21 protein-coding genes, 1 tRNA gene and 1 pseudogene are annotated in these 20,485 nt (G+C 41.0%); 8 read left to right on the forward strand and 15 right to left on the reverse strand.

All coding sequences use genetic code 11. From position 1 onward, the window contains the following. Positions 1-26 precede the first annotated feature (26 nt). The 6 genes from M472_RS28950 to M472_RS45735 all read right to left on the reverse strand — a co-directional run bounded on the left by M472_RS28950 (position 27) and on the right by M472_RS45735 (position 6,884). A complete protein-coding gene (locus tag M472_RS28950; protein ID WP_021069355.1) occupies positions 27-2,633 on the reverse strand; it encodes an AAA family ATPase in 2,607 nt (868 codons plus the stop codon). 347 nt (positions 2,634-2,980) lie between these two features. Further along, positions 2,981-3,085 carry a SymE family type I addiction module toxin gene (locus tag M472_RS45955; protein ID WP_144062662.1) on the reverse strand — a complete coding sequence of 35 codons (105 nt, stop codon included), beginning with the start codon at positions 3,083-3,085 and terminating at the stop codon, positions 2,981-2,983. 230 nt (positions 3,086-3,315) lie between these two features. Continuing rightward, entirely contained in the window at positions 3,316-4,872 is a 1,557-nt protein-coding gene (locus M472_RS28955) for a HEPN domain-containing protein (protein WP_021069356.1), read from the reverse strand. 121 nt (positions 4,873-4,993) lie between these two features. Then, on the reverse strand, positions 4,994-5,626 hold the full coding sequence (locus M472_RS28960) for a hypothetical protein (RefSeq protein WP_021069357.1): 633 nt from the start codon (positions 5,624-5,626) through the stop codon (positions 4,994-4,996). 12 nt (positions 5,627-5,638) lie between these two features. After that, positions 5,639-6,601, reverse strand: a complete 963-nt coding sequence (locus M472_RS28965) for a relaxase/mobilization nuclease domain-containing protein (protein WP_021069358.1) — start codon at positions 6,599-6,601, stop codon at positions 5,639-5,641. After that, complete coding sequence (locus M472_RS45735) at positions 6,591-6,884, reverse strand: plasmid mobilization protein (RefSeq protein ID WP_394330226.1); 294 nt, start codon at positions 6,882-6,884, stop codon at positions 6,591-6,593. Before M472_RS45735 ends, M472_RS28965 begins: the two co-directional genes overlap by 11 nt. Here M472_RS45735 and M472_RS45415 point away from each other — a divergent pair. Next, positions 6,847-7,074, forward strand: coding sequence for a hypothetical protein (locus M472_RS45415; protein ID WP_235049487.1), 228 nt, complete (start codon positions 6,847-6,849; stop codon positions 7,072-7,074). The two genes, M472_RS45735 and M472_RS45415, sit on opposite strands and share 38 nt — an antisense overlap. A 185-nt stretch (positions 7,075-7,259) precedes the next feature. On the opposite strand, the gene M472_RS28980 is transcribed toward M472_RS45415, so the two are convergent. Continuing rightward, entirely contained in the window at positions 7,260-7,538 is a 279-nt protein-coding gene (locus M472_RS28980) for a helix-turn-helix domain-containing protein (protein ID WP_021069361.1), read from the reverse strand. Positions 7,539-7,815: 277 nt separating this feature from the next. On the opposite strand from M472_RS28980, the gene M472_RS28985 reads away from it, so the two are divergent. Then, positions 7,816-8,691, forward strand: coding sequence for a hypothetical protein (locus tag M472_RS28985; RefSeq protein ID WP_021069362.1), 876 nt, complete (start codon positions 7,816-7,818; stop codon positions 8,689-8,691). 94 nt (positions 8,692-8,785) lie between these two features. On the opposite strand, the gene M472_RS28990 is transcribed toward M472_RS28985, so the two are convergent. The 4 genes and pseudogenes from M472_RS28990 to M472_RS29000 all read right to left on the reverse strand — a co-directional run bounded on the left by M472_RS28990 (position 8,786) and on the right by M472_RS29000 (position 11,247). Then, positions 8,786-9,544, reverse strand: a complete 759-nt coding sequence (locus M472_RS28990) for a hypothetical protein (protein WP_021069363.1) — start codon at positions 9,542-9,544, stop codon at positions 8,786-8,788. A 97-nt stretch (positions 9,545-9,641) separates the two neighbouring features. Beyond that, complete coding sequence (locus M472_RS28995) at positions 9,642-10,532, reverse strand: site-specific integrase (protein WP_316928802.1); 891 nt, start codon at positions 10,530-10,532, stop codon at positions 9,642-9,644. A gap of 66 nt (positions 10,533-10,598) precedes the next feature. Beyond that, positions 10,599-10,943, reverse strand: a pseudogene (locus M472_RS45895) (Arm DNA-binding domain-containing protein); the annotation flags it as partial. 230 nt (positions 10,944-11,173) lie between these two features. Continuing rightward, positions 11,174-11,247, reverse strand: a tRNA-Pro gene (locus M472_RS29000). A 200-nt stretch (positions 11,248-11,447) separates the two neighbouring features. Here M472_RS29000 and M472_RS29005 point away from each other — a divergent pair. Further along, positions 11,448-11,843: a group III truncated hemoglobin gene (locus tag M472_RS29005; protein WP_021069365.1), complete on the forward strand. Its 396-nt coding sequence runs from the start codon at positions 11,448-11,450 to the stop codon at positions 11,841-11,843. A gap of 13 nt (positions 11,844-11,856) precedes the next feature. After that, positions 11,857-12,159 (forward strand): Smr/MutS family protein, encoded by a 303-nt coding sequence (locus M472_RS29010; RefSeq protein WP_021069366.1) that lies wholly within the window; start codon positions 11,857-11,859, stop codon positions 12,157-12,159. 80 nt (positions 12,160-12,239) lie between these two features. Here the strand turns inward: M472_RS29010 and M472_RS29015 are convergent, their stop codons facing one another. The 4 genes from M472_RS29015 to M472_RS0122495 form a co-directional block, all read right to left on the reverse strand. Further along, positions 12,240-13,238, reverse strand: coding sequence for a 3-keto-disaccharide hydrolase (locus M472_RS29015; RefSeq protein WP_021069367.1), 999 nt, complete (start codon positions 13,236-13,238; stop codon positions 12,240-12,242). Positions 13,239-13,433: 195 nt separating this feature from the next. Beyond that, entirely contained in the window at positions 13,434-15,152 is a 1,719-nt protein-coding gene (locus M472_RS29020; RefSeq protein WP_021069368.1) for a protein-disulfide reductase DsbD family protein, read from the reverse strand. Between the two features lie 82 nt (positions 15,153-15,234). Then, complete coding sequence (locus tag M472_RS29025) at positions 15,235-15,684, reverse strand: protein-disulfide reductase DsbD domain-containing protein (protein ID WP_021069369.1); 450 nt, start codon at positions 15,682-15,684, stop codon at positions 15,235-15,237. A gap of 109 nt (positions 15,685-15,793) precedes the next feature. After that, positions 15,794-16,567 (reverse strand): biotin--[acetyl-CoA-carboxylase] ligase, encoded by a 774-nt coding sequence (locus M472_RS0122495; protein ID WP_021069370.1) that lies wholly within the window; start codon positions 16,565-16,567, stop codon positions 15,794-15,796. 47 nt (positions 16,568-16,614) lie between these two features. On the opposite strand from M472_RS0122495, the gene rsfS reads away from it, so the two are divergent. From rsfS to M472_RS29045, 4 genes are all read left to right on the forward strand, one after another. Continuing rightward, positions 16,615-16,989 (forward strand): ribosome silencing factor, encoded by a 375-nt coding sequence (rsfS, locus tag M472_RS29030; RefSeq protein WP_021069371.1) that lies wholly within the window; start codon positions 16,615-16,617, stop codon positions 16,987-16,989. A 31-nt stretch (positions 16,990-17,020) separates the two neighbouring features. Next, complete coding sequence (gene ftsH, locus M472_RS29035) at positions 17,021-19,099, forward strand: ATP-dependent zinc metalloprotease FtsH (RefSeq protein WP_021069372.1); 2,079 nt, start codon at positions 17,021-17,023, stop codon at positions 19,097-19,099. 102 nt (positions 19,100-19,201) lie between these two features. Beyond that, positions 19,202-19,849, forward strand: a complete 648-nt coding sequence (locus M472_RS29040; RefSeq protein WP_021069373.1) for a LutC/YkgG family protein — start codon at positions 19,202-19,204, stop codon at positions 19,847-19,849. A gap of 6 nt (positions 19,850-19,855) precedes the next feature. After that, entirely contained in the window at positions 19,856-20,485 is a 630-nt protein-coding gene (locus M472_RS29045; RefSeq protein ID WP_021069374.1) for a rhomboid family intramembrane serine protease, read from the forward strand.

Below are 20,485 nucleotides of genomic sequence, written 5' to 3' on the forward strand. Positions count from 1 at the left end.
AACAATTTTTAGACGACAATCGTAAACTATTGTAAATTTTTTAATTGTTCTTTTAGAGTTTTAAAATTCTCAATTTGTTCTTCCAATATTTCAGGACTTGGTACAATCCCAAACTCATCAGAGGGAAGATGCCCTTCTATTAAATCAGATATTTCGCCGTGTTTCTCAACAACTGTTTCAATAAGCAACTTTTCAAACTTTATGTCTTTTAGTCTCCCCATTCTAATCTGTGGGTCAAACCGTTGAACCGTCCCACCTAAAATGGTAAAAATAGCCAATGCTTCATAAGAAGTTCGTAAAGCCGATAACCCTGCTTTGGCGCAGTCAACTCTATCATTTCCATTCGTTGCTTTACTTTTTCTTAGCCATTCTTCTGCTTTCGTGGGATTGTTATATTGTCCTTCATTCGCAGGACTTGTATTTGCTACAACTTTACCACATAATGGACTTTCTCGTTCTAAAGAGTGATGGACAAAACTGTCGTTAATTCCACTCAAAAATTTTTTACTAAAATTTTTGATATGATAAAAGAAAACCAAATCATGTGTAAAGATGATTACCTGTTTTATGGTTGCTTGAAAAGCTAATCGTTCAGCAATTTGCTTCTTCCTGTCATTATCCAAAGAAGTAACTGGGTCATCGAAAATAATTCCTCTGTTTACTGGTGATAATTGCATTTCTGCGATAAAATCAGCAATGGCAATTACTTTTTGTTCACCCTCACTCAAAACAGCATTAGGATTTCTTCCTTTTAATTTCAGTTGCCTGTATGATTTTCCTGCAGTTCCCGTATGATTGATTTCAATTCCAAAATTTCCGTTTAGTTTTTTGCACTCATCATTAAAAGCATCAATGTATTTTTGATTGAAATATTTGTTTGAGAGTGTCTTTTCTGTGTCGGTTACTTTACGTTTTGCAAAATCCGCTTTGTTGGCTTTTTTAAGCCAAACCTGATTATTAACAAAAGTTTCGAACTTTGAAAAATGTACATTAAATTTTTCTTTATGTTCTAAAAAGCATTTTGAGTTCGATAGTTTTTCCAATTCCTTGCTTTGCTCATTCTCCTTGAGCAATTTTATTTTTTCATCAATAGCATTTTCAATATCTGTATATTGTTCTGTACTGATTTTTACTTCTGCTCTTTCATTCACTGTTTTGTTCTGTATATCGGAAATGATATTTTGAGCAAGTGCTTTCTGTTCAGAAAGTTTTTGATTTAATATTTCCAATTCATTAGGATATTTTTCGGATAACCACACGGTAAGTGTATTGTCTTGAGGGAATAGGTCAAAGGTTAAACTCTCATATTTTTCTTGTACTTTATCAAGTTTCTCTTGTGCTTGTTTCGCATTTTGCTCCGCAACACTTTTTATGAAAGCCCAATAGTCTAAAATTAGTTTCTGTGCTTCATCTGAAAGTGGTTGTTGACATAGTAAACAGTTATCTCTATTATCGGGATAAACCACGTTTTCAGCTTTTTGTACTTTTGCAAATATTTCAGCCGATACGATAAAATTCTTCCATTCTGTTGTTCCAACTCCTTCAATCTTATCAGTGTTAAAATTTTCTATTCCTTCGGCTTTTGCTGTTGCTTCCTTTGTTATGCAGTCAGTAATTGCAGTTTTTACTTTTGTAAGTATGTCGGTTGTAAAAAACGGATTTAGGCTTTCAATAGACTGTTTGCTTTGAGCCAATAAGCCTTTAATACCTTCGAGATTTCTTATTTCTTTCTCTTTTCCTCTCGATGCCAAAAGAAGTTCGTCATATTGTTTTTGCATTGCTTCTTTTTGGATTTTATCTTCATCAGAAAAAGGTGTGTATCTCTTTAAGTCATCAATGCTTGTTTCCGCATTCAAACGTAGAACAATGGTTTTAATTTCTGAATCTCCGTCAAACATAGCGGATAAATCATCTGCGGTACTGCCCAATTGTTTAGCTTGTATGTCATTATTCAGTTTTTGTTCTACAGTAACGATTGCGGTTGTATAATCGGCAAAAAAACTCAAGCCAGCAGGACGAAATTCAAATTCATTTCTCCGTTCGAGATGGTTTAAAACACTTTTCCCATCAAATACAGCAAACTGTTCAAATTCAGCATTGTCTTTATTCACGAATCCTAATAAAGTTTCTATGTTGTTTGATTTGAATGTAAATCTTGCATTAACAGCTTTATGGCCATTATCAAGATGAACGTTTTGTAAAATTTCTTCGGGTGCTTTAGAGTAAAATACATTTTTCAAAAGTCTTACATAGCCCGACTTTCCCGAACCATTTGCACCGTAAATGATTGTAAGATTCGGACTAAACTCAATCGTTTGGTTTTCGGTTAAGGCGTTTACACCTTCAATATTTTCAAGTTTTGTAAGAAGTAAATCAGACTTGTAATTTCCTGCGTTTTCAGCATTATAGTCAATAGAAATTTCAGCCTTTTCTGTCTCTACTTTAAGTTTTAATTGTTCAAGTAAGTAAGAATATGAAGTATCAATATCGTTATCGGAAATAGTGTTGCCCAGTAAAAGTTTTTGTGCAAGAAATTTCGCCCAATGGGGTAGTCCGTCAGCAAATTTTTTTACTTCTGTTTCGAGTGTTTCAATTTGTTTTTCTGCTCCCGCTATTTCGTTTACTTCATTCATTATTCGTCTCTTTAATGTCTTTTACTACAATGTCAAACCAAGAGAAAGTTTTGTATCAATTACTATAAGGAGCTCTCCATTTCTCATAATTCGCCCAATAGCCTTCCTATCGTTTTCAATTTGCTATATGTTAACTTGATATGTAGCTAATATACAAAAGGTTTTTGTAGACTAATATCATTGTTGCTTTTTTAGTTTTAACCGTTCAAATTATTTGTTGTAAACATTTGGTGTATGTTATATGCGTGAAGCGTACGAACCTTTACATCTTCCATGATGTTGGTAATTGGTGTGGGAATAAGACAACAAAGCCGTCAATTCGTGCTGAACTGACGGCTTTACATCATTTATTCATCTAATCGAATAATGAGCAGTTTGTCCATTGTCGTCACTGTTACTCGTTTTTGGGGAGAAAATCCCAATCCGTCGAGCCACAGTCCGCTTAATTTGATACACGAACTTTAATTTCACTGAAACGGTTAAACTTGATTTTTGGTTGGATTTTTAAGCTTCTGACCTCTTGTCGTTTGCTTACTCTCTTCTTGGATGTATTATGCTAAAGATTTTAAATAGTAATCAACAGATGTGTGATATTACCTCATATGGCAAATGAGTTTTTTATGTTAAACAGCCAAAGCAAGAGTGGGCGTCGTTGGTCTTACGGCTAACGACCCTATTAAATCTATTCATTAGAGAAAGTTCCTTGGACGAGTTTGATACATTCTTCAAGAAATCGTTCACATCGTGCTTCGTACCGGTATGCTTCATCCCAATCAATATAAGACAGCCCTTTATAGCGAACATTCTTAACTACGTGGACAAATTCCTTAAAAAGTCTTTTGTCCTCTTCAGTAGCCCTTGGAAATATATCATTTGGAAAGTACCAAAAGCTACAGCATAAATTATACAGATGATGAAGGTTATGCTGATAGGGAGTATAGCCATAAAAGAACTCGAGCAACCCAAGACAGGCTTGCTCCATAGCCTGATTATATAAAAGAACCTTAATCACGACTTCCTCTGAATTATCTATAGCATTACCACCATGCAAGAATCCATTGGCGTTATCCTTTCGCTGGTACCACTTTGTTCTTGCCGTCTCAACCTCTTGCTTTGTGCGCATCCCTTTACTTTCATGAAAATGCCAATCGCTAACTTCTAATCCTGCGTGAAGCAACGCTTCATTTTCACACAGCACTTGGTGAAAGAATGGGCTGTTTTTATCGAGCTCCTTTTGTATCTGGACTTTTGTAAAGGACAATAGAAATAAAGAAATGCCTATACGTTCGTTTATGAAAGGTTGTAAACTGCTTAACTGCTCCCTTATATCCGTTTCGCTAACTATCAACAAATCGAAATAATAGTCACAGATACCAGTGGTTTCACGCTCATTGATCCCTTCGATAAAAAATGAGCGCGCACGATGTCCAAACAAATAAACCGCAATAGGCTCTGATATGCTTCGTTTTAATTGCTCGACAGCATCCTCTAAATATGCGTTATCATCCAGCTTACTTACTGTTATTTCTCGGGGTAAACAATGTTCTTGGTTAATTAGATGATGATCTTTTTCAAAAGAAGAGATAATATGCTCAAAAATCTGCACTCCATTTTTATGTAATGCCTCCATCTTCTCTTCTAATCGCTTTACCATCTCAGGGGCGACCTCAAAATGATCTTCGTAACGGGTTGAGCGGTATATATCTTCCAAAACTTGCAGTAAAACGATATCATCGTGATCGTCTTCATCGAAAACGTTAGCATAAATAGAAATGATTTCCTTCATATACAGATGGTGGCATCGGATCGAATGCGTAACCCGTTCTTTGGCAATTAGTAAAAGTTCGAGATAGCGGTAAGTAAGCTCAATAGCTTGATGCAACATGAAAGAAGCCAAAGAATATTTACCCTTTTCGCTAAAATGGTAATAACCCTCTTTAAACTCATCGATTTTTTGCTGTTCCCGATTCTTCAAATCGATAGCAAGCCCCTTGCATTTCGTGAAATCAAAATTTTCGGGAATCGGTACAAATTCAGAATTCTCCTTTGTGTAAATGAGTTTTTGGGGCTGACAGGACGTAAACAGAAATAGATTCCCCTCTCTAATCTTATCCTTTGCCTGAAAAGCCACATAGCATATCACTTTATATTGCGGATATTCCTTGATAGTATTAACAATCTTTGGAACCAGATCGCCTAAAGTCTTGACATACTTATAAACAACAGATTGATGCGACATCTAGAACAATGGTAGACAAGACTGTACAACCACACAAAAATTTAGACACTACAAAAGGTATTACCCCCTAGATTGCGGAGTGTAAAACAAATTGTAATGATGAGATTTCGTATGTTGATCACTACTTTTTCTGCTTTTTCAGATCTTCCAATTCTCGTTTTGCCCGTTCTGCCTGCTCCGTGGATTGCCTTGCATTTTCTTCTGCTTTCCTAATGGCAAGCAATCTTTCTTCCTCCTGTTTTACCCAAATTTTAAGTTGTTTGGGATTGCTGTTGTAGATGGAATCAATATCCAACGAGACGTGCGGATATAGAAGTCTGACCATTCGGGTTTTAATATCGCTGTTATGCAATGCCGAGTTTGCCAGCCAAAGCTGGATGCTGGCGAAAAGAGAAAACACCGATACAAGCAAAAGGACAATGCCCGTAATGATATACGGTCGTTGCTTCCCTGTAATACGATGCTCCACATTGACCTTAATACGCTGTGGCATTTCGCTTATTGCTTTCTTTTGTTCCTCCAAAGCGGTGACAAGGCTATCGGTTGCCTTAGCGTGCTTTAGGATGGATGCTTTCATACCGACAAGCGTTTCCTCTGTTATTTTACTCTCCAACCTTTTACGTATTTCAGCCAATTCTGTCGAATAGTCCTTGATTTCGGGTTTGTTTTCTTCCATTTCTCGCAAGCGTTTACCCACTTGCACCAGTGCTTCCTGTGTGTCTTTTAGTATGACCAATAATTCCTGTTCGTTCATGTTCTTTTTTGTTTATCGTGATATTCCCCTTGATTGTGCTTCCTGTTTTTTTCTTTTCCGTCTGCGCCTTTCCGCATCGCTCATGCTTTCAGGTTCGGGCGGTGTGTACGTGTCCAGAAGTGCATCGAGCAATCCCCATCCCTGCGGTTCGTATGCTTGCGACCGCTGTTCCTGTGGGTGTTGCAGTACCTCCCTAATCTGTTCGGCGAGCGGACGGCTGTCCGTAATCGGTTGGGTGGCTTCCATTGCTCGGTTTTCATTTAGCTGTTTCTCCATGTTTGCAAAGCTGAATTTACGGTCAATCGCCGAGCCTTTAAACTTGACATTGTCCTTTTCAAACGAAATGCCCTGCACTTCATTTGTTCCGCTACGGTATTTGTAATGGATGCCGATGCCTTGCCTTGCAAGCATCGTTTCGACCTGTTTCCATGACGTGGCTTTTGCCATGATGTCTTTAAGGGCGTCGTGTATGGCATAGCGTAGTCTGTCGTTTCCTTTCAACGCTTGCCTGTTCACCTTTGCCTTGCCCTTGCCAAGATGGTAACCGTAATGCTCGGTCATCTCCCTGCATATCTTTCGGCTCTTGTGCCAATGGTTGAAATTGCTTATCGTATTTCCATCGTTGTCCACTCGGTTATAGACGATATGCAAATGGGGATGTTCCTTGTCCGAATGCAGTACGGTCACATATTGGGTATTCTTGATGCCCATCTTTTCCATGTACTCCCTTGCGTGCTGTTCCATTTTCTCCACCGTGAGCTTTGCCCTGTCCTCGTTGCTCCAACTGAGGACGGTATGCCCTACGGCATTGCCAAGCTGTGGGCGCATCTTGCGTTGGGCGTTCAAATCGGCAATGATGGTCTTGGTGTCGTAATCCCTTACGCCTGCCGAATCCAAAACTTTCGATTGTTCACGTTCCAATAGGTAGCGGACACATCCGCCGAAACTCTTGCCTACAATTAGCTTAGCTATCATCTTTACCAATCCTTTCCATTAAACGCTCCACTTCGCCAAGTAACCTGCGCATATCCGTTAGGATTGACACAAGTCCATCCGTATGCGCCAACTTGGTCAATTGGTTGAGATTGTTTGCCATCCCCGACAGGGTGCGCAGGTGTCTGGCATCCTCTTTTGAAAGTCTCGGTATTATGACCGCCGTCCTGGCGGTCTTTCTGAACCATTCGCTTACGACCATTCCTGCACTCTTTGCCCTGCCCTCAATGGCGAGCCGTTCGGTAGGGGTCAAACGGACGACCAAAGAAATGCTTCGGGTGATGGCTTTTTTGGGGCGACCTCGTGTACGTTTTTTTCCGTCCGTTCCGTCTTCTTTTGCCAATTTTTTCATTGGCAAACCTCCCCAAGTTTACGGAATGCGACCATCGGGAGCATCCGCAATTCCCCACTCCGCAAAGCGTGGGGGAACGGTTTTTTGCATTGCAAAAAAATAAACTTGCTCCCTACTAAACCACCAAAGTTTGGCGTGCGGTAGCTTCGCCATGCTTGGGTGGTTTTCATCGTATTTACAGCCCCTCCAAAGGGCTGTAAATGCGCTTCCTCCGCTGGGGAACCCAGCTCCATTTTTTCTTCGATTGGGCGGTCGGGTGCCTGCACCCGTAACGCTATTTTGCAGATGCTATTTTCCATCTTCCCCTCCCTCCATCAGCTTTTGGATGTCCCCATACTTGTAGTACATGAGTCCGCCGATTTTCTTGAACGGCAACGTCCCGTTCACACGTAGGTTCTGCAATGTGCCTGCGGATATGCCGAGCAGTTTGCGGACCTCAAAACTTTTAAGCCATGCCCTCGGTTCGTGTTCCTGTCGTCTTGGGTGGGGATGGTGCTTTCTGATTTCCTCGAACAGTTCCTTTTTGAATTTTTCGAGGTCGTCCCTCGTGATAAGCTCTACGTTCATCTTTCCTCCTTTGTGTTATCGTTAAAAAATCTGTTACCCTATGGGCGAAAACAAACGGTATGTTTCCGCCCACTTTTGGTACAAAGGAATGGGAGAAAGCTGTTCAGAGGATGACCATTATAGGCATTTGGTCAACTTTGCTACATTTACACATAAATTTTGTTCTCAACTATATATAAATTAATAGCAGTAAGTTTGTTACTTGAAAGTATAGGATATTTGTATTATTTTTGATCGTTTTGTTGATTGCTATTTTACATTTAAAACTATTTTAAAAATGAAATATTCTTTTCCAGTTCTTTTCTTATTCTCTATTTTATTATCCTTAATCTACGCATGTAGCTCGCCTCTTGAAGAGAGTCTGCCGGAAGTTGAAACTAAAGAACTAAAGTTGTCTATTCCAAATGAAAATAATGGAATTTTGGAAACTGATGAACTAGAAATCGAATTGGAAATAATCGATGGGAATGGCGAATACGTTGCTAACGTCTCGCAGACCGATGGTGAACCTGATGCCAAGGTTGTGATAACCGGTAATAAAATAAAGGTCGATCTCCTTACAAGAGATATGGTCGAACTGACCATTACTGATAAAAAGCTCCAAGAAGCTTCTATCCGGATCCGTTCTACACATAAATCATTAGAGGTGCCAAGTTTTGGACTTCTTCTTTCCGAAGGACAGACATATCTAATGAAAGACATTCAATTTGGCGCAGGTGGTCCGTATACCATTAAAAGCATTAAAGGGGATGCCTCAACAGCTGCTATCGAAAATGACGGTATAAAGATAACTTCAAAGAAGTTAGGAAACACTTATTACAGGCTGAAAGATAAAAGAGGTACGGTAGCTCTTTTGGAAGTATCCACCACCCTTAATGTAGACCTCACAACAAATTATCTAGAACTCGAAGGAAACAACACCATGAGCGTGACTGTCAATCTACCTAAAGATACAGACTGGCTCATATTAAGTTCGACGAACAAAGTTACGGAAAGTGTTAAAGTAGATCGTCCAATTGATCCTAAAACTGGCTCGCATGTAGATTTTCAAGTTCTTTTTATCGAGACCTCTGACGATGGTAAAGGTACGGATACCATTACTTTAAAAAATAAAGATGGTGAATTAGCCGTGGTAAGGATATGGGTTCGATAATATTCAGCGATTTCCAATATAATAAGAAGGCAGACATAGATGGTTTGCCTTTTTTGATTATACTGAGATGAATACTTGAATATACATTAAACCACTAATCTTGTTCGGGTACAATCTTAAAAAACTTGTCCTTTTCCCTTATCGGGCGGTATTTTGTACCTCGTTTTTCTTTATCGGCAGTAAACCTGCTCCTTATGGTTTCAATGTTGAGTGCATCCTCGCCATGTTGGAAATATTTACATATCATCTTTGCCCATACCATTTCCGTAGATGCGCTCAGAATACGTACACCGTTTTTGTTAGGGGTTCTGATTTCACGGAATTGGTGTATGAGGTCTAAAAAAGCACTCAAATATCCATATGTGATTTTTACTTTGTACTTGCTTTCGTATATCTTCAATTCCTCAAGCTCTCTGTTCTTTTTTGCGAGTTCCTTTTTCAGCGAAGCAATCTCCATATCATAACGTGTAATGGTAATATCCACTGGATCACGGTATCCATAGGTGTTTATTGATACGAGATAGTCTCGGAAAGTCCGTAGGTATTTAAGGTTGACACGGTTGCGTCCGTGCTTACGTGAAAAGGGGGATTCCTTTCTGATGGCTTCGATATGGTCGGCAATTATCTCCCTTACGTGTGCATAAAACTCGGCTTCGGTACATTTGCCCGTGCTTACGGCATAGTCCATGTGATAATTATAGTACTGCTCCTGTTCTTCGTTGCCTATGACGTACAGCCGTGTAAGAAAATGGTTGTCATCGTAGTAGTTCCAAAACCCGATAGGACTACCGATGTCGTATCGGTGTTTTCTTCTGCTGAACGGTCGGCGTGTCTTAAAATACGTATCTCGCATGGCAAATCACTCTTGAAATAAAAAAAAGAGACAGTTACAACAGACTGTCTCTAACAAATATACTGAATTTGACCTGTTTAGGGGAATTGCGGTCTTATCAGCTTCCCGATGCCATACGCTCCCTTAGGTTCTGCATGTCCTCGCTCAATTTGTGTTCGACCACTTTGGCATAAATCTGCGTGGTGCGGATGCTCGTGTGTCCGAGCATCTTGCTCACGGATTCGATGGGTACGCCGTTGCTCAATGTGACCGTAGTGGCAAACGTATGCCGTGCAATATGGAATGTAAGCGTTTTGCCGATTCCGCAGATGTCCGCTATTTCCTTTAAGTAACCGTTCATCCGTTGGTTGGAGATAACGGGGAACAGCGTGTCGCTGTTGGATGCTTTCGGATGGTCGTGGTATTTCTTTATAAGTGCGGATGCCTGTGGTAAAAGCGGTACTTTGACCACCGTTTCTGTTTTCTGCCTGTTGGTGACCAACCAATCCCCACCGTCTATGCCTTTCACGATGTTGCCCCTTGTAAGGTTTGCCATATCAATATAGGCAAGTCCTGTAAAGCAACTGAAAAGGAACATATCGAGTACCGATTGCAGGCGTTCGATGGAAAATGTCTTATAGGCAAGTACGTTAAGTTCCTCCTTTGTGAGATAGCCCCTTTCGGATTTGTCAAAGTGGAGTTTGTACTTGGCAAATGGGGCTTTGTCGAGCCAATCCATCGTGACCGCCATATTGACCATCTTGCGCAACCGCTCTATGTGCTTCATCACACCGTTGTTGCCCAATGGCTTATGGTGGTCTTTGGGTTTGTACTTTTGCAGATAGCTCTCAAAGTCCATGATAAACCTGTAGTTGAGTTCCGATAGTGCAATGTCGTTTCTTTTGTATTTCTCTTTGAGAAATTTCTCGATGTACCGCTGGGTGGTACAGTAGTTTTTCAATGTTCCATGTGCAAGCTTGTGCGCCGTTTCCCTGTTGTGGTACTCCACAAGTTTGCGCAGGGTCATGGTGTCCTCTGCCGTACCAAGAAAAAGGGATTTGACCGCATCCACGCTGACGGTCTTGCGCTGTTGTACCAATTCATGGTAGCCATCCGCAATGAGTGTCCTAACCCTTTCGATGTGGCTGTTCAGTTTCTGGATTTCCTCACGCTTGCCTTTCGCACTGCCTTTTGCCTCATCCCAATCCTTTGGGGCTACTTTCTTTTTAAGCGAGATTTCAGACCTGCGACCGTTTACGGAAATCCTTGCATAGACCGTTGCCATGCCGTTTTTCTGTTGTTTGGGAATCCGCAATACGAAGTGGATTCCGAATGTGTTCCTGCTTTTCATACCAATATAATTTTTGTTTAACTGATACACTTTTGCACGGTTCCTTACACACTGCTCACCTATGTGCATTCAAAAGGGTATCAAACAAGAGCAAACAGCATCAAAATTATCGTATTCAATAAATTGATATACAGATAATTATATGCTAATAGGTGAGTAAAATTAAGGTATCAAAATCACTCACCGAATAGCTCACATTTTGATTGGTTTTCTTTGGGGTTTATTGGTATGGAAAAAAACAAAAAACCCGCAAATTCGTTCAATTTGCGGGTTTTTGACTTTACTTAGTGTAAGTGTTGTCGGGGTGGCAGGATTCGAACCTACGACCTCCACATCCCAAATGTGGCGCGATACCGGGCTACGCTACACCCCGAAAAGGTATCACCTTTAAAGTGATGCAAATATAGGGACCTGTTTTGAATATTCAAAGACAAAAAGTCAAAATAATAGCCAACAGACTGATTTTTTGATAAATAATTTTAAAAAAGCAATTAAATAGGTAAATACAGACGGTATTTTGACGACAATATCATAAAAAATAGAGAACTTTACAGTTGATAAAACAGATGTGCGATGGAAAAAAAAGATATCACCACGTTGGAAGACGTCAAACTGCTTGTAGATACATTTTACGGTAATATCCGTCGGGATGACATGCTGGGTATTATCTTCGATCAGAACATACAGGACAAATGGCCTGAGCATCTTGCCAAAATGTACGCATTCTGGCAAACATTACTGCTCAATGAATATACCTATGATGGTCGTCCCTTCCCCCCGCATGCGCATCTGCCAATTGGCAAACAACACTTTGATCAATGGCTCCTATTATTTAACAGTACCGTAGACGAGTTATTCAGTGGAGAGAAAGCTGATGAAGCAAAATGGAGAGCCCAGAAAATGGCTGTGATGTTTCAAAGTAAGCTGGATTATATCCAGAAAAACCCAGACAAATCGATTATTTTCTAATCCATCACATCAGATGTCCCGTACACTCCCACGCCCACCGAAAGTTGTTGACCTGCATGCAGATTCTATCAGCGACTTTGAAGATTATGAACAGGACGAACTATTGGGACTTTCCCTCGAAAAACTAAGAGATAATCTCGATGCCGCAATTTATTGGGGCTATACGCAGATTGAGTTTATTCACGGCAAAGGCAAGGGAGCCCTACGACAGGCGGTATACGACGAGCTCGCCTATTATAAAGGCAGCGGTACGATTGTATCCTATCATCCTTCTTACCGAAACACTGATATTGTAGTTGTACATATCGGATTATAACCCGCTATAATGCCATTAAAAAATGGTCTGTCAGCAATAAAAAATACCGCCAACAGACCATTGTAAAAAAATAATCTTTCTTATTTTGCAGGTGTGATACTTATTTTTCTGAATTCGACACCAGTGTGATCTCCTTGCAGATAAATAGGTCCAGGTTCTCCTTCTTTGCTATCCAACGCTCCCCCCGTTATCCCCGGTATCTCTTGGTTATTGATGATAGTCTTACCATTAGACACAATCGTCACCATCCTTCCGCGAAGCGTAATCTCATAGGTATTCCATTCGTTAGGCCCATTCGTAACCATTTCACTAGGTGCCAGAAACCCATATACGCCTCCGTAATACAGTGCGCCGGGATGGCGGTCCTTTGGAGAATCTTCAATCTGCACCTCATAACGTCCACGAAGGTAAATTCCAGAATTACCTTTTTCTGCATAACGGAATTCAGCTGTTAACTTAAAGTCTTCAAACTTTTGTTCAGTTATTAAATTTGCACCTGCCTTCTGGTTAATAAGGATACCATCTTTAACCACCCATTGGTTATCTTCACTGGACGTTTTCCAGCCTGTCAAGTCTTTCCCGTTGAATAATTCAATAGGCTCTCCCCACTGCACTTCACCTTCACGAACCAAATAAGGCGCTTTCACTCCAGAAAAATTAAAAACATTCCCCTTATTACTGGTTATAGTTCCTTTTATCTCTTCGCCGACCAGCTCTCCTTGGATTGTGAATACACCTTCACCACCCTCCCATTGTGGGGGAATCTCAAACGAAAACTTCCCATTGTCCAATTTGATATGCGAAACGGGACGACTGCTTCCTGCATCTGCCACAAAAGCACCAACGAGTACATTAAACCCCGAAAGCTTGACTTCAAGCCATGAAGGCACTTGCTTTCCTTCTTTATCTACCGTAATATCCCATCGTCCGATCAATCCCTCCGCTTCTTTAGGGATAGTTTGCGTAGCCGCATTATGGATCTCTTCTTTATCGGCTTTCTTTCCCGCTCCATCACAAGCACTGAATCCGGCGATAATAAAACCAGAAAGTAACGAGTAGGCAACGTATTTCTTAATCATAGTGAATTATTTATAAGGTTTAAGGATTATAATAAACAAACTTAGGGAAATTTGCGTTTAATTACAATACTCATTTATACGCATCCCGACAGCAACCAAGGTCTATAGACTCCATAGCCCTGCCGCTCAAAAACAAGAAAGCCCCTCTAACACTTCCATGAAAAAGGGGCTATATATTAAACAATTAGTAAAGTACTATTTTGCTTTGAAAGCGTCGATACCCGATTGTAGGAAAGCTCCATACTTCTCGATATCGTAGATGGCACCGCTTGTCGGAACCAACAGCTCTCCCTCGTTGTCCAAAAGGGCATACAGAGGTTGTGAGTTACTTTCAAATTTGGTAATCTGAAAATCAGCATTGCGCTTGCTCACCGTATTGATAGTCTTGCCTGTTTTGTCAGACACATAGTGCTCGCTTTCTGGAAGCGTCAACACCTTGTCATCCACATACAGCTCGACCAAAATGAATTCGTTATTGAGCATTGCCCTGATCTTCGGACTGCTCCATACCTCAGCCTCCATCTTACGACAGTTGACACAGTTCCAGCCCGTGAAGTCCACCAACAACGGCTTCTTCTGTTCCTTTGCTGCTGCCAGCGCTTCGTCGTAATCGTAGTACGGATCCAATCCTTTGATCGTCGACTTGCTGTGGAAATAGGTATAATGCTTACGGCTATTGGCATCCGCTCCGCCTGTATGTGCCGGGCCAGCGGCGCTCAATGTCAGATTGTTCAGGTCAAAATCCTGTGTTCCGATCGGAGGAAGGAAGGCCGAGATCGCTTTCAAAGGCGCTCCCCATAATCCAGGAACCATGTACACCACGAAAGAGAACACCAAGATGGCGATCATCGTGCGCGGAATGGACAGGAACTGTAATGGACTGTCGTGTGAGAACTGGATCTTGCCGATCAGGTAGAGACCCAAAAGTCCGAATATCACGATCCACAGGGCCAGGTACACCTCACGGTCCAGGAAGTTCCAGTTGTAGGCCAGATCCACGTTGGAAAGGAATTTAAGCGCTAATGCCAATTCCAGGAATCCCAGAACGACCTTCACACTGTTCAACCAACCGCCCGATTTAGGCATGGACTTCAACATCGAAGGGAACATGGCGAACAATACGAAAGGAACAGCCAAAGCAATGGAGAATCCCAACATACCGATCGCAGGACCAAGGCGCTCACCGCGTGTCGCAGCTTCGACCAATAAAGTACCGATAATCGGTCCTGTACAGGAGAAAGACACCACTGCCAGACTCGCCGACATAAAGAACAGACCGATCAATCCCCCTTTGTCCGACTGCGCATCGATCTTGTTGACAAATGAACTCGGAAGTGTGATCTCGAAAGCTCCTAAGAAAGATGCCGCAAAAACAACCAATAACAGGAAGAAGAAGAAGTTGAAGATACCGTTTGTAGACAGTTCATTCAATGCTTCGGGGCCAAATGCAATCGTAATCAACATACCTAAGGCAACGTAGATCACGATGATAAAGACGCCATAAAGAAAGGCCTGTGATATCGCCTGCGAACGGCTTCCGGATTTCTTGGTAAAGAAACTCACCGTAAGCGGTACCATTGGGAAAATACAAGGCATAAAGAATGCCGCAAAGCCCCCCAAGAGACCGGCAATAAAGATGCCCCACATGGACTTGTCCTCGCCGTCGGCACCTGTTGGAGCAACTGCCCCCGCTGTATCATTGGGTATCGATGTACTGTCGACCTGGCTTTGGCCACTGTCCTGTCCGTCTGAAAAAACAAGATCATCAGGAACAGTGGTAAGCTGTGAACTGTCCACACTGTTTTCGTCAGAAAACGTGACATCTTCATAGGATACCAAAGAATCCTGTGTAGAAGCCGCTAGTGTCGTGACAAAGAAAATGGACAGCAAAAAAGAAAACAGATAAGTCTTCATAAAATTGATAAATGTTGTTGAAATATAAAAGTATAAAAAAAGGCAGTAAAATACTGCCTTCTCTATCTGGGTTGTGTAAAATCTACTTTACAGTAACAGTAAAGTTATATTCGTCAGGAGGAAGACATTGTGACTTGTCACATGCTTGCCATTCTACGGAACCTTTAACTGTAGCAGTACCTTTGTTCAATTTAACTTTTTGTTGGAATACGACCTCATTTGTGAAGTAAGGTACATTCATTTTGAATACCTCTTCGTATTTTGTTTTAGCGGTAGGCTCTAAAACTTTTCCATTTAAAGTGTAATCCGAAGATTTTGTAAAGTTGAATGACGTCGGGATTGGACCTCCATCAGCCACATTTTGCGAATAGATGTTCCATCCGTTCTGGATTGTAGCTTTAATGAAGATGACAGCCTCGTTTTTACTTGTTTTTTTGTGCGCAACACTCCATTTTACAGGTTGGTGGATCTGTGCAAAAGCACCAGTGATTGTCATTAAGACTGCAACGATTAGTAAGCTAAACTTTTTCATAATAATATTTCTTCTATAACTTGTATTTGATTCTATGACTCTCTTAAGTGTCATAAAGTTTAACGCTAAGGTACATTTATTCTTATCGTAAGAGCAAGTAAATTTTTTGTTATAACTGATAAATGATGTCTTTCAAGTCGTATTTCTGTATTCCATGATTGTGGGATACCGATAGCATGCCATCGGGGTCAACTCCTTGTATATTACCGTTCGTAGGTGTTCCGTCAATAATGAAAGGACTGTCTATACCTTTCAAAAAGAGACGACTGTTGTATAATTCGAGAAGGGAGTTAAAGTGTTCTTCCTCAAAGATATGTTGGTAATATCGGAGACGGCTTTGTACCCTTTTCACCAGATCCATGATGGTCAGGTTGATGTCCGAGTTTTCTAAAACTAGAGAGGTAGTTTTATGAGCGATTTCCGGATCGAATTTATCCTGATATATATTTATCCCGATACCTGCAATTACCGTTTTAATAAGATGGCCTGATATTTTGTTTTCTAAGAGTATGCCTGCTATCTTTCTTTTTCCCACCATAATGTCATTTGGCCATTTGATCCATACATCGTCCTGAACGATGTTCTGAATGACGTCATAAACCGCCAAGCTCGTATGTATGGTTAGAGAAAACTGCTTGGAAATGGAAAGCGAGGGAGGGGTGTATATAAAGCTAGCTGTCATATTCATATGGGCTGGCGCTAACCATGTGGTTCCCCTTTGACCCCGACCCTGCGATTGATGCTTTGCCATAATGGCAGTAAAGTCTATCTGTGGCTTGAAATTTGTCAACAATTGTTTTGAATAATCATTTGTGGAAGCAATTGCCTCCAAAACAATTATGGGTAGTGGCTGATAATGTCCGAAAAATGTATTATTTTGCAAAAGGAAAAAGATTTTAAAGTTTTTGAGTAAAACTATAACATTTCTTAATGAGTAAAAAGAAAAATTCAGAATTATCCAACAAATTGGCAGAAGTTGTCGTATTGGGGATGCAAGAGAAGAAAGGTAATGAGATTGTGAAGTTGGATATGCGTGAAGTCAATGCAACTATTTCTGATTATTTTGTAATCTGTCATGCCGACAGTAATGTCCAGGTTAATGCGATTGCACAGAGTGTCGAAGAAGAAGTCTACAAAGCTTTTGGTCAAGATCCGTGGCATAAAGAAGGACAAGGTAATGGAGAGTGGATTCTGCTCGATTTTGTGGATGTCGTTGTTCATATATTCAAAACGGATACTAGAAGCCGCTATCGTATAGAAGATCTTTGGGGAGATGCTAAAGCAGAATCCTACCAAAGCGCGTAAATAAGAAATTCAAAAGACACGTAAAATTGTAATGAAGAAAATTCCAAGTAAAAAGATAACCCCGACTCCTCCTAAATTTAATATGATGTGGCTGTATATTGCCATGATATTAGGTTTTATAGCATTGAATTTTTTGTATAATGGCAGTAGTACACAAGAGACTTCTTATGAGAATTTTGAGAAGAACATGCTTCGTACCGGGGATGTCGATAAACTAATCGCTTATAATAAAGGAAATATTGTTGAGGTAGAGGTCTACATAAAAAGTGACAAGCTTCAAAACGACCCTAAATATAAAGACCTGGCTCCTTCAGGAAATAGTTTGAGCTTCTCGGCAAATAAAGGTCCACAGTATGTTTTTTCAGAAGGATCAGCAGAGATTTTGAATCAAAAATTGATTGAATCTCAAAAAGACATGCCTGAAGATATGCCTAAGATATCTGCCAAATGGGAAGAACGCTCGAATGCATGGGGCGGCTTTTTTATCTCCTTTATCCTACCATTGATTATCATCGTAGCACTATGGATGTTCCTGATGCGCCGTATGGGTGGTGGTGCTGGAGGCGGTGGCGGACAGATTTTCAACATCGGTAAATCCAAAGCGCAACTTTTTGATAAAGAGTCACAGATCAATATCACTTTTAATGATGTTGCCGGCCTAGAAGAAGCGAAAACGGAAGTGATGGAAATAGTGGATTTTTTAAAAAATCCAAAGAAATACACGGATTTAGGAGGTAAGATTCCTAAGGGTGCGCTATTGGTAGGGCCTCCAGGTACAGGTAAAACCTTGTTAGCCAAAGCTGTTGCGGGAGAGGCACAGGTGCCTTTCTTCTCGCTGTCAGGTTCTGATTTCGTGGAGATGTTTGTCGGTGTAGGAGCATCACGGGTACGTGACTTATTTAAACAAGCAAAAGAAAAAGCACCATGTATCATCTTTATTGATGAAATTGATGCTATTGGTAGAGCACGTGGCAAGAACTCAGTGATGGGGGGGAATGATGAGCGTGAGAATACATTGAACCAGTTATTGGTAGAGATGGACGGGTTCGGAACGAACGTAGGCGTTATTATTCTTGCGGCGACCAACCGTTTGGACGTATTGGATTCGGCATTATTAAGACCGGGACGTTTTGATAGACAGATCTCCATTGATAAGCCAGATTTGATCGGTCGTGAGCAGATATTTAATGTACATCTTAAGCCGTTGAAACTAGCGGAAGAAGTTGATGCTAAAAAGCTATCGGCACAGACACCAGGTTTTGCAGGAGCGGAAATTGCTAACGTCTGTAATGAAGCTGCATTAATAGCTGCCCGTAAAAATAAACGGGCTATCGAGATGCAGGATTTTCAAGATGCCATCGATCGTGTAATCGGAGGGTTGGAGAAAAAGAATAAGATTATTTCCCCAGAGGAGAAGAAGATTGTTGCCTACCACGAAGCAGGTCATGCTATTGCAGGATGGTTCCTCGAGCATGCAGATCCGTTGGTCAAGGTCTCTATAGTACCGCGTGGCGTAGCAGCATTAGGTTATGCCCAGTATTTGCCTAAGGAGCAGTTCTTGTATACAACAGAGCAATTGTTGGACAGTATGTGCATGACTATGGGCGGACGTGTAGCGGAAGATATCACATTTGGTCGGATCAGTACTGGAGCACAAAACGACTTGGAGCGGATTACAAAACTAGCCTATGCAATGACTGCCGTATACGGTATGAATCACAAGGTCGGAAATGTTTCTTTCCGTGACAGTTCTGGTGAATCCCAATTCCAAAAGCCATATTCCGATCAGACCGCAGAGTTAATCGATGAAGAAGTAAGGGTATTGGTTGCAGCTGTCTATGAGAGAACAAGACAACTGTTGCTTGACAAACAGGATGGCTTGATCCGTATTGCTGAGAAGTTGTTGGAAAAAGAAATCTTATTCCAGGCAGATTTAGAGGAGATTTTAGGCAAGCGCCCCTTCTCTAATCGCACTACTTACGATGAGTTTGTCAATGGAGGTGCAGATGGAGGAGGAGTTCCTCAGACAGAATTACCTATTCCACCGATGCCAGAAGAGACTCAAAATTCGGAGCCATCGGAAAAATTGAACGAAGATAACGTATCATAAAAAATAGAGGGGTTAGCCCCTCTATTTTATCTTGAACATGTCCCATGTCGAAGATTCGACATCGATTTGCACTAACTAGGGAATACCCATTAGAGGATACATATGAATATCAGAAATACGACTGCCAAGGAAAAAATGCTGAAGAAGATACGGCAGGCCCTGCTTCAAAAAAAGGATAACCCACATCCAGATTTTGAAGATTCTGCTCTATATAAAGATGAAGAGGAATCTTTAGACCTAACCTTTGCACGGGAGTTGACAGATATTGGAGGACAATTTGTGTACTGTGATGGCGAGATTTCTGTTATAGAAAACTTAATTGGACTTGTCGAGGAATTGGGCGTAACCAAGATCTATGCCTGGGAGCCAGCGGTACAGGTACTATTGAAACACTATGGCTTCCCTTACCTCGCTACAGATAAAGACTTTGAAAGTGCTGAGGTCGGTATCACGGCATGCGAGGCATTGGTGGCGCGTAATGGAAGTGTCATGCTGTCCAATGCAAATGCAGGGGGGCGTCGACTGAGTATCTATCCGCCGATACATATCGTCTTAGCCAAAGCTTCGCAACTCGTAATGGATATAAGACATGGTTTGGCACAAATAAAGGATCGTTATCCAACTTACCTCCCTTCTATGATAACCACGATAACAGGACCGAGCCGCACAGCAGATATTGAGAAAAAAATAGTATTGGGTGCGCACGGACCAAAACAACTCTACGTTTTTTTGATTGAAGACAGATTCTAAAGACAAATGATTCAACAATATATATTACAGACACCGGTAGCTTCTATCCTATTTGCTGTTACGATAGCCACCAGTATATATGCTTTTTCAAACCCACAGCTTTACGCTTCCATGATGTTGCACCCTTATAGTGTACATCGCGATAAGCGTAAATGGTATACGGTATTTACCAGCGGTATTATACATGCCGATTGGGGGCATCTGCTCTTCAATATGATTACCTTTTACTATTTCGGTTTTGCGTTGGAGAGCTTTTTTGTACAGGTAAGTGGTGATATAGGACACCTGTATTTTGCGCTTTTGTATATCTTAAGTTTGGTGTTGAGTGATATTCCTACGATCGTACAACAGAAAAATAATCCTGGTTATTACAGTCTAGGAGCCTCTGGTGCGATATCCGCTGCTTTATTTGGCTATATTCTTTTTCAACCCAAAGCCATGCTCGGCATATTTATGATTATTCCCATGCCAGCATACGTGTTTGCAGTGCTCTATATAGGATACTGTATTTGGGCATCTAAGAATTCCAACGATCGTATTAATCACGATGCTCACCTATTCGGAGCGCTTTCGGGGATACTGATTACAATTCTGTTTTACCCATGGATCTTTAGACATTTTATTGATCAGTTCTAG

It is taken from the genome of Sphingobacterium paucimobilis HER1398 (assembly GCF_000416985.1).
GTDB lineage: Bacteria > Bacteroidota > Bacteroidia > Sphingobacteriales > Sphingobacteriaceae > Sphingobacterium > Sphingobacterium paucimobilis.